We start from the raw sequence: 13219 nt of genomic DNA, 5'->3' as shown, positions 1-13219 counted from the left end.
TTTTGGATGGGGCCGCCTATTTCGCTTTGAACGCCTCACGCCGCGCCTGTCGTTCCGCGGCGTACGCCTCTTGCGGCTGGCTGATCAAATCCTCACGGCGCAACACTTCGCCGCAGTGATCGCACACCGGCCCAAGGCCCGCGCTGTGATTGCAGTTCTTGTGGGTCATGTTCACCGCCAGCCCTTCTTCCGGTGACTTGCACCAGGTTTCTCCCCAGGCGCGCAGCGCGATCACCACCGGGTAAAACGCCTCGCCCTTCGCGGTGAGGTGGTACTCGTAGCGTTTCGGCCGCTCGTTGTACAAGCGGCGCTCGACCAGTCCGTCCGCCTCCAGGCTTTTCAGACGGGCGGCGACCATCTGCGGCGTGCCGCGGGTCTGGGCCAGGATCTCGTCGTAGCGATGGCTGCCCATGAACAATTCGCGCAAAACCAGCACCGTCCAGCGGTCGCCGACGATCGCCTCGGCCCGGGAAATCGGGCACAGGGTCTCAGGAAGACTATCGTTTACAGCCATCAGGGCTTGCCTCTTTCACAGTTACTATGATTATCATATCAATACGATGCGGGAACAAGCCCTGAGCATCGATCACTCTCATTGCCGGAGTACATCGTCATGTCGAAACCTCTCTATCCGCTCGACAGAACCGCCTACCTGCTGGTCGATCCGTACAACGATTTTCTCTCCGAGGGCGGCAAGATCTTTCCGCTGCTCAAACCGATGGCCGAACAGAACGGCCTGCTCGACAACCTGCGCAAACTCGATCGCGCCGTGCGGGCCCTGCCGATTCCGGTGGTCATCGTACCGCATCATCGCTGGGTCAAAGGCGACTACGAGAACTGGGACCATCCAACCCCGACCCAACAAAAGATCATGCACATGCACCACTTTGCGCGCGGCGAATGGGGCGGTGAATGGCACCCGGATTTCGCGCCGAAGGACGGCGACATCGTGGTTCAGGAACACTGGGGCTCCAGCGGTTTCGCCAACACCGACCTGGATTTTCGCCTGAAACAGCAAGGCATCACCCACGTGATCATCGTCGGCCTGCTGGCCAACACCTGCATCGAAGCCACCGCGCGCTATGCATCGGAACTCGGCTATCACGTCACGCTGGTGCGCGATGCGACCGCCGCGTTTAAAGAGGAAATGATGCACGCCGCCCACGAACTCAACGGCCCGACCTTCGCTCATGTCATCACCACTACAGACGAACTGATCGCCAACCTTCAGTCGCAAGGTGACGCAAAATGACTCTGACCGGCCACATGCTGATCGGCGCCGCTGACGTCCCCGCCACCGAGGGCACGATGAAGGCGCTGAATCCGGCAACCAACACGCTGATCGAACCGGAATTCGCCTTCGGCGGTGCAGCGCAGGTCGATCAGGCGGCAACCCTCGCCGACGCGGCCTTCGACAGCTACAGCCACACTTCGCTGGCCGAACGTGCGGCGTTTCTCGAAAGCATCGCCGACAACCTAGACGCCGTACGCGAAGAATTGGCCGCCCGCGCCGCGCTGGAAACCGGCCTGCCTCAGGCGCAGCTCGAAGGCGAAGCCGCCCGGGCCGCGACCCAGTTCCGTCAGTTCGCCGAGGTGGTGCGCAAGGGGCGCTTTCTGCAACTGGCGATAGACCCGGCGCAACCTGATCGCCAGCCGCGACCACGGATGGATCATCGCCTGCAGAAAGTCGCCATCGGCCCGGTGGCGATCTTCGGTGCGAGCAATTTTCCGATCTCCTATTCGGTAGCCGGTGGCGATACTGCGTCGGCACTCGCGGCCGGTGCGACGGTGATTCTCAAGGCGCATAACGCACATCCCGGCGCATCGGAAATCCAGGCTCGCGCTATCCGCAAAGCGGTGCAGTCGCATGGCTTGCATGAAGGGGTTTTCTCCATGGTGCGCGGTGGCGGCAATGCGATCGGTGAGGCGCTGGTCGATCATCCTTTGATTAAAGCGGTGACGTTCACCGGTTCAGAGGTGGGCGGCATGGCGCTTTATCGCCGCGCGCAGTTGCGGCCTGATCCGATTCCGGTTTTCACCGAAATGACCAGCGTCAACCCGACGTTCATTTTGCCCGCAGCGCTGTCCGCGCGTGGCGGAGAAATCGGCGATGGCTTTATCGAGCGGATGCTGGTGAATGTCGGGCAGGCCTGTCTGTGTCCGTCGATTCTGATCGCGATTGAAGGCGAAGGTCTGCAAGCGCTGCGCAATGCGATGATCAAACGGGTCAGCGAAGCGCCAGCGCGTACGATGCTGACGCCGGGGATTCACGGGTCATACGTTAACGGCCTGGTGGCGATGGAAAGCGTGGGGGCGAATCTGGTGGCGGTCGGCGCGCCGTCGGATGGCCAGTTTGAGGGCCGCTCGGCGTTGCTGGAAGTCGGTGGTCAGCACTTTCTCAACGAAACCGCACTGGCCCATGAAGTGTTCGGCCCGGCCGCGTTGTTGGTAACGGTCAGGGATGATGAAGAGTTACTGGCAGTCGCCCGCACGTTCAAGGGCCAACTGAGCGCAGCCATTCACCTTGAAGACCGCGATCTGGATCTGGCCCAGCGTCTGCTGCCGATCCTCGAACGACGCACCGGACGCATTGTGGTCAACGCCTTCGCCCATCCGCAGGAAGTGACCTTCGCCACCGTACACGGCGGCCCATTCCCGGCCACCTCGGACAGCCGCTTCACCTCGGTCGGCATGACCTCGATCGAGCGCTTTTTGCGGCCGGTGGCGTATCAGGGCTTTCCCGATGCATTGCTGCCGGAGGTGTTGCGCGACGCCAATCCACTCGACCTGCCTCGCAGCATCGACGGCCAATGAAAAATGCCCGGTTCGGCGAATCACCGAACCGGGCACGCTTTTCAATCAAATGAGCAGGTCTTCATGGAGAAGACCCGAACCCAGAGCGTCAATTCTCTTCTGCACGCACCACACCGCGCTCCTCCAGCAAACGCACAAACATGCTCAGACTGCGCGAAACCGTACCCCGCCGCCATACCAGCCACGTCGTCAGAAAGCGGAAATCCGACGCCAGCGGCCATACACTGACCGTCGCGCAGCCGGGCATGCTCTGCAGCATGCTGCGCGGCATCAAAGCCAGGCCGGCACCCGCGCTGACGCAGGCGAGCATGCCGTGATAGGACTCCATTTCGAAGATCTTGCCGGGCACCGCAGCGTCGGTGCTGAACCATTTTTCGAAGTGATGGCGATAGGAGCAGTTCGAGCGGAACGCATAGATGTTCTCGCCATTCACGTCCGCCGCGCGCTGGATCGGCCCGTGGTGAAGCGGCGAGATGACGACCATTTCCTCTTCGAACGCCGGAATGCCCTCCAGCGCCGGGTGCAAAACCGGGCCGTCGACAAACGCGGCCGCCAGGCGCCCGGAGAGCACACCGTCGATCATCGTCCCGGACGGACCGGTCGACAGGTCCAGATCGACCTTCGGATGTTGCTGGTTATAGGTCGCCAGCAAACCGGGAATCCGCACCGCTGCCGTACTTTCCAGGGAGCCCAGCGGGAACGCGCCTTGCGGTTCCTCGCCAGCCACCGTGGCGCGCGCTTCCTGCACCAGATCGAGAATGCGCCGCGCGTACTCGAGAAAACTCCAGCCCGCCGGCGACAGGCGCAAGCGGCTTTTCTCACGGATGAACAGGTCGACGCCCAGGTCCTCCTCCAATTGCTTGATGCGCGTCGTCAGGTTCGACGGCACGCGATGGATCTGCGCCGCCGCAGCGCTGATGCTGCCGTGCTCGGCAACGGCCTTGAAGATTTCCAGTTGCACCAGATCCACAGTCATTCTCCAATCGTGAAAGAAACGCTCTTTATTATTCAGTTTCCAGAAACCAAACGCCACCCTACTCTGAGCGCATCCACTGACCTCGCAGGACGATGCCATGAGCCCGATTTCCAGCCAGACCCACGCTATCTCGATCAATCCCGCCACCGGCGAGCAGATCGGTCATTACGCCTTCGAATCCGCCGACGCCCTCGATGCTGCACTGACCCGCGCGGCGTTCGGCTTCAACAAGTGGAAACGCAAACCGCTGCAGGATCGCTCCCGCGCCCTGACCGCGCTGGCCGGTGCTCTGCGTGACAGCAGCGAAGCCATGGCCACCATGATCACCCGGGAAATGGGCAAGCCGATCGCCCAGGCCCGTGGCGAAATCGAGAAATGCGCCAAGCTCTGCGAGTGGTACGCCGAACACGGCCCGGCCATGCTCAACGCCGAAGCGACCCTGGTCGAGGGCGGCAAGGCACGTATCGAGTACCGTCCGCTCGGCCCGATCCTTGCCGTGATGCCGTGGAACTTCCCGATCTGGCAAGTGCTGCGCGGCGCCGTCCCGGCGCTGATCGCCGGCAACACTTACGTGCTCAAACATGCGCCGAACGTGATGGGCAGCGCCTATCTGCTGCGCGACGCCTTCACCCGCGCCGGTTTTGCCGATGGCGTGTTCGAAGTGATCAACGTCACCCCGGAAGGCGTTTCGACCGCCATTGCCGATTCGCGCATTGCAGCCGTAACCCTGACCGGCAGCGTCCGCGCCGGCATGGCCATCGGTGCACAGGCCGGTGCCGCGCTGAAGAAATGCGTACTGGAACTGGGCGGCTCCGATCCGTTTATCGTGCTCAATGACGCCGATATCGACGAAGCCGTGCAAGCGGCGGTGATCGGTCGTTACCAGAACTCAGGGCAAGTCTGCGCCGCCGCCAAACGCCTGATCATCGAAGAAGGTGTGGTCGAAGAATTCACCCGCAAATTCGTCGAAGCCACCCGCCAGTTGAAGATGGGCGACCCATTGTCCGCCGACAACTACATCGGCCCGATGGCCCGTTTTGACCTGCGTGACGAACTCGATCAACAAGTGCGCGACACCCTGGAAGAAGGCGCCACCCTGCTGCTCGGCGGCAGCAAAGTAGAAGGTTCGGGCAACTATTACGAGCCGACCGTACTGGCCGACGTCACCGACCGCATGACTTCGTTCAAGCAGGAACTGTTCGGCCCGGTGGCCTCGATCATTACCGCTCGCGACTGCGCCCACGCTGTAGCGCTGGCCAATGACAGCGAGTTCGGCCTGACTGCCACGATCTACACCGCCAACGTCGCCCTGGCCCAGCAACTGACCAGCGAACTGGAAACCGGCGGCGTGTTCATCAACGGTTACTCCGCCAGCGACCCGCGCGTGACCTTCGGCGGCGTGAAGAAAAGCGGTTTCGGCCGCGAGCTGTCGCACTTCGGCGTGCGCGAGTTCTGCAATGCGCAGACGGTGTGGCTGGATCGCCGCTGAACCAATGAACAAAGCCCGGAAGCGTTTTGCGCTTCCGGGCTTTTTCATTTATGCCGCAGCCTGTTGGGGTTCCGAGACCGTCCGATCTTTGCTTAATAGCCCCAGCACCACAGCCGCCGACACCAGGGTGATGATCGTCAGGATGTGCAGCAGATATTGGAACGCCGAGGCGTAACCCTGCACCAGACGTTCATTATCCAACCCCGGAACCGTGTTGATCGCATGCGCCATGTCGCCGGTGGTCACCCGGTGCGCCGTCTCCGCAATCAGCGCGGTGTCTGCACCGCTGGCCACGGCTTGCAGATCGGTATGCAGCAGCGAGGCAAGAATCGCCGCGACACTGGCCAGTGCAATCCCCTCACCCGCCACCCGCACCGTGTTGAAAATCCCGGCCGCCATACCGGCACGTTCCTTTGGCACCACGCTGACCGACAGTCCGTCCATCAAACCCCACGGCAGACCCGCACCGATTCCGATCAATACCATCGGCACCACCAGCGCAAATTTCGGCTCGCCGACGTCGTACAGGCTCAGCCAGTGCAGCCCCACGGCGGCAATCAGGAAGCCCACGCCCGACAGGATGCCGGCCGAGACAAACCGGGTCATGGACGCCGCGAGCATCGGCACCACCAGCATCGGCGCCGACAGCGCCAGCAACAGCAGGCCGGCATCGATTTCACTCAAGCCTTCGACGCCGATAAAACGCAGCGGTAGCATGACCACGAGCACGATGTAGCAATAGCAGGTGCCGATCGGCAGCATCTGCACGCCGACGAAGCGCGGAAAGCGGAACAGCGTCAGATCGAGCATCGGACGTTTGACGCGCATTTCGATGCAGACGAACAGCGCCAGCAACAGCGCCGAAGCACCCAGCAGACCAACCACCAACGGACTGCCCCAACCGCTCTCGGGTGCCTGAATCACACCGAACGTAAACAGCGCCAGCATCGAACTGAATGTCACGGTGCCCGGCCAGTCGAGACCGCTGGCGTCGGGGTCGCGGGTTTCGCGCATGCGCGGCAGACCGAAGACCATCGCGATCACACCAATCAGCGCGGTGAACACAAAGATCGCGCGCCAGTTGAACGCCTCGATCAACGCTCCGGCCACCAACGGGCCGAACGCGAGACCGATACCAAACGTGGTGCCGAGCATGCTGTACGCACGGGTGCGCGCATGACCTTCGAATTCCTGCGCCAGCGCCGCCGAACCACTGGCCAGAGCCGCCGCACCGGCCACGCCCTGAACCGCTCGCAATACGTCGAGCAAGAACACCGAAGGTGCCAGGCTCTGGGCAATCGACGCGGCGGTGAACAACAGCATGCCGCCGGTGAACAGGCGCTTGCGTCCATAGACATCGGCCAACGCCCCCGCCGCCATCAGCAGACTGCCGAACGACAACATGAACGCATTGGTGATCCAGGTCAGCGCCACCGGGCTGCCGCCCAGGTCACCGCCAATGGCCGGCGTTGCCACCGCGCCACCAGTGAAACTTAACGGAAGGACCAGAGCCGACAGGCAAATGGCTGCGAGGATCAGCAGCTTGTCGCGCGCGCCCGTGTGTTGGGAGACGTTTGTCATGATTTCATCCAATGAAAAGAAAATCAGGCTGCGATCAACAGAGCGCAGCCTGCGATGGCTTCAACGAGGGGCCAGGTCAGTCCTTGAAATCCGTGGACAGCGCCAGCTCATTCCACTCGGCCAATTCCTGCGCCACCAAGCGGTTCTTCGCCTCGATCCGTGCAACCGTGTCGCTGCCTAGCGCCAGCCGCTGCGGCGGATTCGGCGCGTTGACCAGCGCCAGCATCGCTTCGGCAAACTTCAGCGGATCGCCCGGCTGGGCATGGTTGGCCGCTTCGGCAAACGTGCGCATCTTGCCGACGGTTTCGTCGTAGTCCGGCAGCACCAGTGCGGTCTTGATCAGCGATTGTTCGTCAAGGAAGTCGGTGCGGAAGAAGCCCGGTTCGACCACCGTGGCATGAATGCCCAGCGGCGCCAGTTCCTGATGCAGCGCTTCGCTGATGCCTTCCACTGCGAACTTGGTCGAGCCGTAGACACCCCAGCCCACGTAGGCCTGATAACCGCCAATCGACGAGATGTTGATGACCCGTCCGCTGCGCTGGGCACGCATGTGCGGCAGCACCGCGCGGGTGACATTGAGCAGGCCGAACACGTTGGTCGCGAACAGGCGCTCGGTTTCGCTGGCGCTGGTTTCTTCGACGGCGCCCAACACGCCGAAGCCGGCATTGTTGATCAGTACGTCGATGCGGCCGAAGCGCTTGATGCCCTGTGCCACCGCTTGGTGGGCTTCCTCTTCGCGGGTGACGTCCAGCCGCACCGCCAGCAGGTTCGGGTGATCGCCGAGGCGGTCGGTGATGTCTTGCGGGTTGCGGGCGGTGGCAATCACCGCGTCACCGGCACGCAGGGCCTGCTCAGCGATAAGGGTGCCAAAACCACGGGAAGCTCCGGTAATCAGCCAGGTACGCATATCAACTCCTCCTGTCGGTGACCCTGGCGAGATTGCCGGGCCTTCTTGATGAGTTGAGTCGACTTTAAAGCCGTGCTACTGATGTGATAATCCCAACAAATTTGCATGACTTTGTGAAAGGTGTTCACAAATGAAAAACCCGTCCACGGCGGATCTGTCGATCTTTCTTTGCATCGCCCAGCACCTGAATTTCAGCCGTGCAGCGGTGGATCTGGGCCTGACACCGTCGGCGCTGAGCCATTCGTTGCGCGCTCTGGAAAATCGCCTGGGTGTGCGTCTGTTCAATCGCACCACTCGCAGTGTGGCGCTGACCGAAGCGGGCGAGCGGTTATATGTGCGGCTGAAACCGGCGTTTCGCGACATCGACGACGCGCTCGAAGACCTCAATCACTTTCGCGACAAGCCTTCCGGCAACCTGCGTATCACTGCCGGGCGCCAGGCCTGCGAACTGGTCCTGCTACCGATTGCCGGGGCGTTCCTTCAGGCCTATCCGGACATCCGCCTGGAAGTGGTCGAAAGCGATGCGCTGCTGGATATCGTCGCCGCCGGTTTTGATGCCGGGGTGCGGTTCGGCAATCGGCTGGAGGCGGACATGGTGTCGCTGCCGATCGGCCCGACCTTGCGCTCGGTGGTGGTCGCCTCGCCGGCATTTCTCGAGCGGCACGCCGCGCCGCAAAAACCCGAGGATCTGCACGCCCTGCCCTGCATCCGTCACCGCTTTCCCAGCGGCGCGCTGTATCGTTGGGAATTCGAACGCGGTGGCATCGATCAGGAAATCGAAGTCAACGGCCCGCTGACCCTGGGCGATGTCAGCCTGATGGTCGGCCCGGCGTTGCAGGGCTTGGGACTGGCGTATGTGTTCGAGGACATGGCCCGCGAGCACTTGGCAAGCGGGCGGCTGGTGCAGGTACTGGCGGACTGGTGCCCGTACTATCCCGGCCTGCACCTGTATTACCCGAGCCGGCGCCATGTGCCGGCGCCGCTCAAGGCGTTTATCGACTTCGCCCGCCATGCCCGCGATGGCAAAACGGGCTGAGCCGTTCTACAGATACTTCAGCCAGGCAATGTCGCGACGCCGGGCCTTCAATGCCGAAAACCAGCGCACGGCCGGGAACAACGCGACCGCCAGCACCATCGCCGCCAGCCACACCGCCGTCACCGAAGAGAAACCGAAATAGGTGCCCTGATTAAGCCCGAACAGCGCCACGCCGATCAGGTACAGCACCTTCAGCACATACAGGTGCAGCAGGTAGAAAAACATCGGCGCCGAGCCGAACACCGTCAGCCAGCGAATCCAGCGCCGATCCTGTGCGCGTTCGAACACCAGCAACAGCAACAGTCCGACACTCACCGTCAATGTGATGAACAACAGCGACGGCGGGTATTTGGTGATGTTGAAAAAACTCATCAGGGTTTGCACACCGCTGTCACCGAAGGCCCAGGGTTTCTCGCCGTAACCGTTGACCAGCCGCAGCGCCACAAAGCCCAGCAAACCGGTGATGCCACCGATCAACAAACGGCGCTGACGCACCCCGGCATCGGCCGCACGAGCGAACCACGGCCCCAGCGCGTAACCCAACCCGATCACGCCGATCCACGGCAACAACGGGTACGAGGTGCGCAGACGCAAGGTCTCGCTGGCCTCGATCCAGCCCCGGTCATGCAGGATCGCCCACGGTATGTGCAGCGCCGACTCCGCTGCGAAGTGCAGTCCGTCGAGCAGATTGTGCCCGGCGATGATCGACAGGCTCAGCGTCAACAACAGCCAGCGTGGCAGCCAGACCAGCAGCGACAGCGCGATCATGCTCAGGCCGATCGCCCAGATCACTTGCAGGTAGATCACAGTCGGTGGCAGCTGGAACGTCCAGGCAAAATTCACCAAAGTGAATTCCAGCACCACCAGAAACAGTCCGCGCTTGAACAGGAAGGCACTGACGTCAGCCTTGCCGTAGTACTTCTCGCCGAACAGCCACGCCGACAACCCGGTCAGCAGCACGAACACCGGCGCACACAGATGCGCCAGGGTGCGACTGAAGAACAGCGCCGGCTCGGTGCTGGCGATGTCCATCGGGTCGGTGACCTGACGATGCAGCAGAAAGGTTTCGCGCACGTGGTCCAGCAACATGAACAGAATCACCAGGCCACGCAGCGCATCAATGGACAGCAACCGGCCAGTCGCCGAGGGGGCAGAACGGGGAACCGCAATCGTCATGGAAGTATCGCAATCGAAAGGTTGATCGATGCAGCCGCCCGAAAGCGGCCGTAAAATTTGCGTTACCTTATAACATGAAAAACCGATCTAATCGCTAGCGGTTCTCAAACAGCGATCACGCGGTGCGCAGGGTTTCCAGCACGACCTGCAACGGATGGCGCAACTGTCGATCGGCCTGGCGCTTGACCTGACTGCGGCAGGAATAGCCGGTGGCCAGTGCTTCGCCCTTCTCCACCGGCGCCTCGATCTGCTTCGCCCAGGATTGCTCGTAGATCACCGCCGAGGTCTCGCGATTACGCGCTTCGTGCCCGTAAGTGCCGGACATGCCGCAGCAACCGGTGGCCTGGGTCGCGAGCTTCAGGCCGACACGCTCGAACACCTGCTCCCATTGTCGGGTGGCGGCCGGGGCGTTGGTTTTCTCGGTGCAGTGCGCCAGCAGGCGGAAGGTTTCGTCGCGGCGCGTTCCGACTTGCTCCGGCATGATCTTGAGCAGCCACTCCTGCACCAGCGCCACCTCCGGGCATTGCTCCATTCCCGGGACTTTCAGATATTCCTGGCGATAGACCAGGGTCATGGCCGGGTCGAGCCCTACCAACGGCACACCGATCTCGGCCAGCGCGCGCAATTGCCCGGCATTGCGCAACGCCGCGCGGTTGAACGCCGAGAGGAAGCCCTGCACGTGCAGCGGCTTGCCGTTGGCACTGAACGGTGCCAGGTAGACCTGATAACCGAGGCGCGAAATCAGCTCGATCAGATCCGCCAGCAACGGCGCCTCGAAATACCGGGTGAAGGCGTCCTGCACCAGCACCACGCTGCGTTCGCGCTGGGCTGCAGACAGCGCCGACAACACCTCGACCGACGCTGGCTGAACCTGCCAGCGGCGCATCGCCGCGTGGAAATCGAAACGGCTGAGCAATGGCACATCAACCATGCCGCCAAGACGTTCGATCAAGCGCCGGCTGAACGAGGCGCCCATCAAGCCGTTATAGAGAAACGGAATCCGCGCCATGTACGGAATCGTGTACTCCAGCGAAGCAATCAGATAATCCCGCGCCGGCCGCAGATAACGGGTGTGGTACAGCTCAAGGAACCGCGAACGGAAGTCCGGCACGTTGACCTTCACCGGGCACTGCCCCGCGCAGGACTTGCACGCCAGGCACCCGGCCATGGCGTCGTACACCTCGTGGGAGAAGTCCTGTTCCTGCGCACGGCTGTTGCGCCAGCGCTGCAGCAACGTGCTGAAAAACGGCGGACGGCGGCTGGCATCGGCCAACACGTCGACCCCCGCCTCGCCCTGCAACCGCAGCCATTCGCGAATCAGCGAGGCGCGGCCCTTGGGCGATTGCGCACGCTGGCGGGTGGCTTTCCACGATGGGCACATGGCGTCGTCGGGATCGAAGTTGTAGCAGGCGCCGTTGCCGTTGCAGTGCATCGCTGCGCCGTAGTCCTGCCAGACCTTCTCGTCGATCTGCCGATCGAGTTCGCCGCGCAGGGTCACTTCATCGATCTTCAGCAATGCCGCGCCGGGAATATTCGGCGTGGCGATCTTGCCCGGATTGAACTGGTTGAACGGATCGAACGCCGCCTTCAGGGCTTGCAGCGCCGGGTACAAGTCGCCGAAGAAGGCCGGCGCATATTCCGAGCGCAGGCCCTTGCCGTGTTCGCCCCACAGCAGGCCGCCGTAACGCTGGGTCAGCGCGGCGACACCGTCCGACACCGGACGCACCAGTGCAGCTTGTTGCGGATCCTTCATGTCGAGAATCGGCCGCACGTGCAGCACGCCGGCATCAACGTGGCCGAACATGCCGTACTGCAATTGGTGGCTGTCGAGCAGGTCGCGCAGTTCGGCGATGTACTCGGCCAGGTGCTGCGGCGGCACGGCGGTGTCTTCGACAAATGGCTGCGGCCGCGCTTCACCGGCGACGTTGCCGAGCAGGCCCACCGCGCGTTTGCGCATGCCGTAGACGCGATTCACCGCCGCATGCCCGACGGCCAGCGTATGCCCCAGGCGTTCGACCGTGGCGTCGTTGCCCAAGTGCTGGACGAAGGCTTCGACCCGGCGTTGCAGCTCCTCGGGATCGTCGCCGCAGAATTCCACCAGGTTGATCCCCAGCGTCGGCCGCTCGGCGCTTTCCGGAAAGTACTCGGCGACGCCGTGCCAGACGATGTCCTGCATCGCCAGCAACAGCACTTTGGAGTCCACTGTTTCAATCGACAGCGGCTTGAGCGCCATCAGCGCCCGGGCATCGCGCAAGGCATCCATGAAGCCGGCGTAGCGAATGTTCACCAGCATCGTGTGCTTGGGAATCGGCAACACATTGAGTTTGGCCTCGACCACAAACCCCAGCGAACCCTCGGCGCCGCACAGCACGCTGTTGAGGTTGAAACGATTGTCGGCCTCGCGCAGGTGCGCCAGGTCGTAGCCAGTCAGGCAGCGGTTGAGATCGGGGAAGGTTTCCCGGATCAGCTCGCCCTGCTCATCGATGATCTGCCGCGCACAGCGATACACCTCGCCGGCCCGGCCCTCGCGGGCGCATTCCGCTGTCAGCTCGCTCTCTTCCAGCGGGCGACCGTGCAAGCGCTCGCCACCGCGCAGGACCATGTGCAGTTCCAGCACGTGGTCGCGGGTCTTGCCGTAGGTGCAACTGCCCTGGCCGCTGGCGTCGGTGTTGATCATGCCGCCGACCGTAGCGCGGTTGGAGGTCGACAGTTCCGGGGCGAAAAACAGCCCGGCGGATTTCAGGGCGGCGTTCAGTTGATCCTTCACTACGCCGGCCTGCACCCTTACCCAACGCTGTTCAACGTTGATTTCGAGAATGCGGTTCATGTGCCGCGACAGGTCGACGACTATGCCGTCGGTCAACGACTGGCCGTTGGTGCCGGTGCCGCCACCGCGAGGGGTGATCACCACTTTCTGGTACGCCGGTTCGGCGATCAGACGGGCCAGCAGCGCCACGTCGTCGGCGTCACGCGGGAATACCGCCGCTTGCGGCAAGCGCTGATAGATCGAGTTGTCGGTGGCCAGCACCACGCGGCTGGCGTAGTCGGCACTGATTTCGCCACGAAAGCCGCTGGTTTCAAGGGCTTTGAGAAACTGTTGGTAGTCAGTGTTCAACGGGGTGGAAGGCGACAGCTGAGCAATCATCGGAAGTGCAATCTCGGTCAAAAACGGGCCGTGTGGCGGTGAACAGTTGTGCGCAATGAATGATTGCGTCACGCTCCCGCCATCTCATAGGCCTT

At 62.6% G+C, this 13219-nt stretch carries 10 protein-coding genes; 4 read left to right on the top strand and 6 right to left on the bottom strand.

Annotated features, from left to right (window positions below; all coding sequences use genetic code 11):
- Positions 1–16: 16 nt before the first annotated feature.
- Complete coding sequence (locus tag ACM6JM_RS28655) at positions 17–514, bottom strand: winged helix-turn-helix transcriptional regulator (RefSeq protein WP_414882866.1); 498 nt, start codon at positions 512–514, stop codon at positions 17–19.
- A 99-nt stretch (positions 515–613) separates the two neighbouring features.
- Between ACM6JM_RS28655 and ACM6JM_RS28650 the strand changes: the two genes are divergently transcribed.
- Complete coding sequence (locus tag ACM6JM_RS28650; RefSeq protein WP_414882865.1) at positions 614–1252, top strand: isochorismatase family cysteine hydrolase; 639 nt, start codon at positions 614–616, stop codon at positions 1250–1252.
- Positions 1249–2814, top strand: coding sequence for an aldehyde dehydrogenase (NADP(+)) (locus ACM6JM_RS28645; protein ID WP_414882864.1), 1566 nt, complete (start codon positions 1249–1251; stop codon positions 2812–2814). Before ACM6JM_RS28650 ends, ACM6JM_RS28645 begins: the two co-directional genes overlap by 4 nt.
- An 88-nt stretch (positions 2815–2902) precedes the next feature.
- Here ACM6JM_RS28645 and ptrR read toward each other — a convergent pair whose 3' ends face one another.
- The gene (ptrR, locus tag ACM6JM_RS28640; protein ID WP_414882873.1) at positions 2903–3784 is read right to left on the bottom strand and encodes a putrescine utilization regulator PtrR; all 882 of its coding nucleotides are present in this window, start codon (positions 3782–3784) and stop codon (positions 2903–2905) included.
- A gap of 103 nt (positions 3785–3887) precedes the next feature.
- Here ptrR and ACM6JM_RS28635 point away from each other — a divergent pair, with 103 nt between their 5' ends.
- Positions 3888–5279 (top strand): aldehyde dehydrogenase family protein, encoded by a 1392-nt coding sequence (locus ACM6JM_RS28635; RefSeq protein ID WP_039766949.1) that lies wholly within the window; start codon positions 3888–3890, stop codon positions 5277–5279.
- Positions 5280–5327: 48 nt separating this feature from the next.
- On the opposite strand, the gene ACM6JM_RS28630 is transcribed toward ACM6JM_RS28635, so the two are convergent.
- Together ACM6JM_RS28630 and ACM6JM_RS28625 are read right to left on the bottom strand one after the other, a co-directional pair.
- On the bottom strand, positions 5328–6860 hold the full coding sequence (locus ACM6JM_RS28630) for an MFS transporter (RefSeq protein WP_414882863.1): 1533 nt from the start codon (positions 6858–6860) through the stop codon (positions 5328–5330).
- Between the two features lie 76 nt (positions 6861–6936).
- Positions 6937–7767 carry an oxidoreductase gene (locus ACM6JM_RS28625; RefSeq protein WP_163975628.1) on the bottom strand — a complete coding sequence of 277 codons (831 nt, stop codon included), beginning with the start codon at positions 7765–7767 and terminating at the stop codon, positions 6937–6939.
- A 130-nt stretch (positions 7768–7897) separates the two neighbouring features.
- Between ACM6JM_RS28625 and ACM6JM_RS28620 the strand changes: the two genes are divergently transcribed.
- On the top strand, positions 7898–8803 hold the full coding sequence (locus ACM6JM_RS28620; protein WP_085667593.1) for a LysR family transcriptional regulator: 906 nt from the start codon (positions 7898–7900) through the stop codon (positions 8801–8803).
- Positions 8804–8809: 6 nt separating this feature from the next.
- Here the strand turns inward: ACM6JM_RS28620 and ACM6JM_RS28615 are convergent, their stop codons facing one another.
- Positions 8810–9979, bottom strand: coding sequence for a DUF1624 domain-containing protein (locus tag ACM6JM_RS28615; protein WP_085667592.1), 1170 nt, complete (start codon positions 9977–9979; stop codon positions 8810–8812).
- A 115-nt stretch (positions 9980–10094) separates the two neighbouring features.
- Positions 10095–13124 carry an FAD-binding and (Fe-S)-binding domain-containing protein gene (locus ACM6JM_RS28610; RefSeq protein WP_414882862.1) on the bottom strand — a complete coding sequence of 1010 codons (3030 nt, stop codon included), beginning with the start codon at positions 13122–13124 and terminating at the stop codon, positions 10095–10097.
- Positions 13125–13219 lie beyond the last annotated feature (95 nt).

The sequence above is a fragment of the Pseudomonas sp. IT-P2 genome (assembly GCF_949767575.1).
Lineage (GTDB): Bacteria > Pseudomonadota > Gammaproteobacteria > Pseudomonadales > Pseudomonadaceae > Aquipseudomonas > Aquipseudomonas pharyngis.
Note: the sequence above shows the minus strand (reverse complement) of the source record. Positions and strands in the feature narration are given on the sequence as shown.

Bases quoted from the DNA above. Each gene is read 5' to 3' on its own strand.
- ACM6JM_RS28655 (WP_414882866.1), bottom strand. From the start codon at position 514: ATGGCTGTAAACGATAGTCTTCCTGAGACCCTGTGCCCGATTTCCCGG.
- ACM6JM_RS28650 (WP_414882865.1), top strand. From the start codon at position 614: ATGTCGAAACCTCTCTATCCGCTCGACAGAACCGCCTACCTGCTGGTC.
- ACM6JM_RS28645 (WP_414882864.1), top strand. From the start codon at position 1,249: ATGACTCTGACCGGCCACATGCTGATCGGCGCCGCTGACGTCCCCGCC.
- ACM6JM_RS28635 (WP_039766949.1), top strand. From the start codon at position 3,888: ATGAGCCCGATTTCCAGCCAGACCCACGCTATCTCGATCAATCCCGCC.
- ACM6JM_RS28630 (WP_414882863.1), bottom strand. From the start codon at position 6,860: ATGACAAACGTCTCCCAACACACGGGCGCGCGCGACAAGCTGCTGATC.
- ACM6JM_RS28625 (WP_163975628.1), bottom strand. From the start codon at position 7,767: ATGCGTACCTGGCTGATTACCGGAGCTTCCCGTGGTTTTGGCACCCTT.
- ACM6JM_RS28620 (WP_085667593.1), top strand. From the start codon at position 7,898: ATGAAAAACCCGTCCACGGCGGATCTGTCGATCTTTCTTTGCATCGCC.
- ACM6JM_RS28615 (WP_085667592.1), bottom strand. From the start codon at position 9,979: ATGACGATTGCGGTTCCCCGTTCTGCCCCCTCGGCGACTGGCCGGTTG.
- ACM6JM_RS28610 (WP_414882862.1), bottom strand. From the start codon at position 13,124: ATGATTGCTCAGCTGTCGCCTTCCACCCCGTTGAACACTGACTACCAA.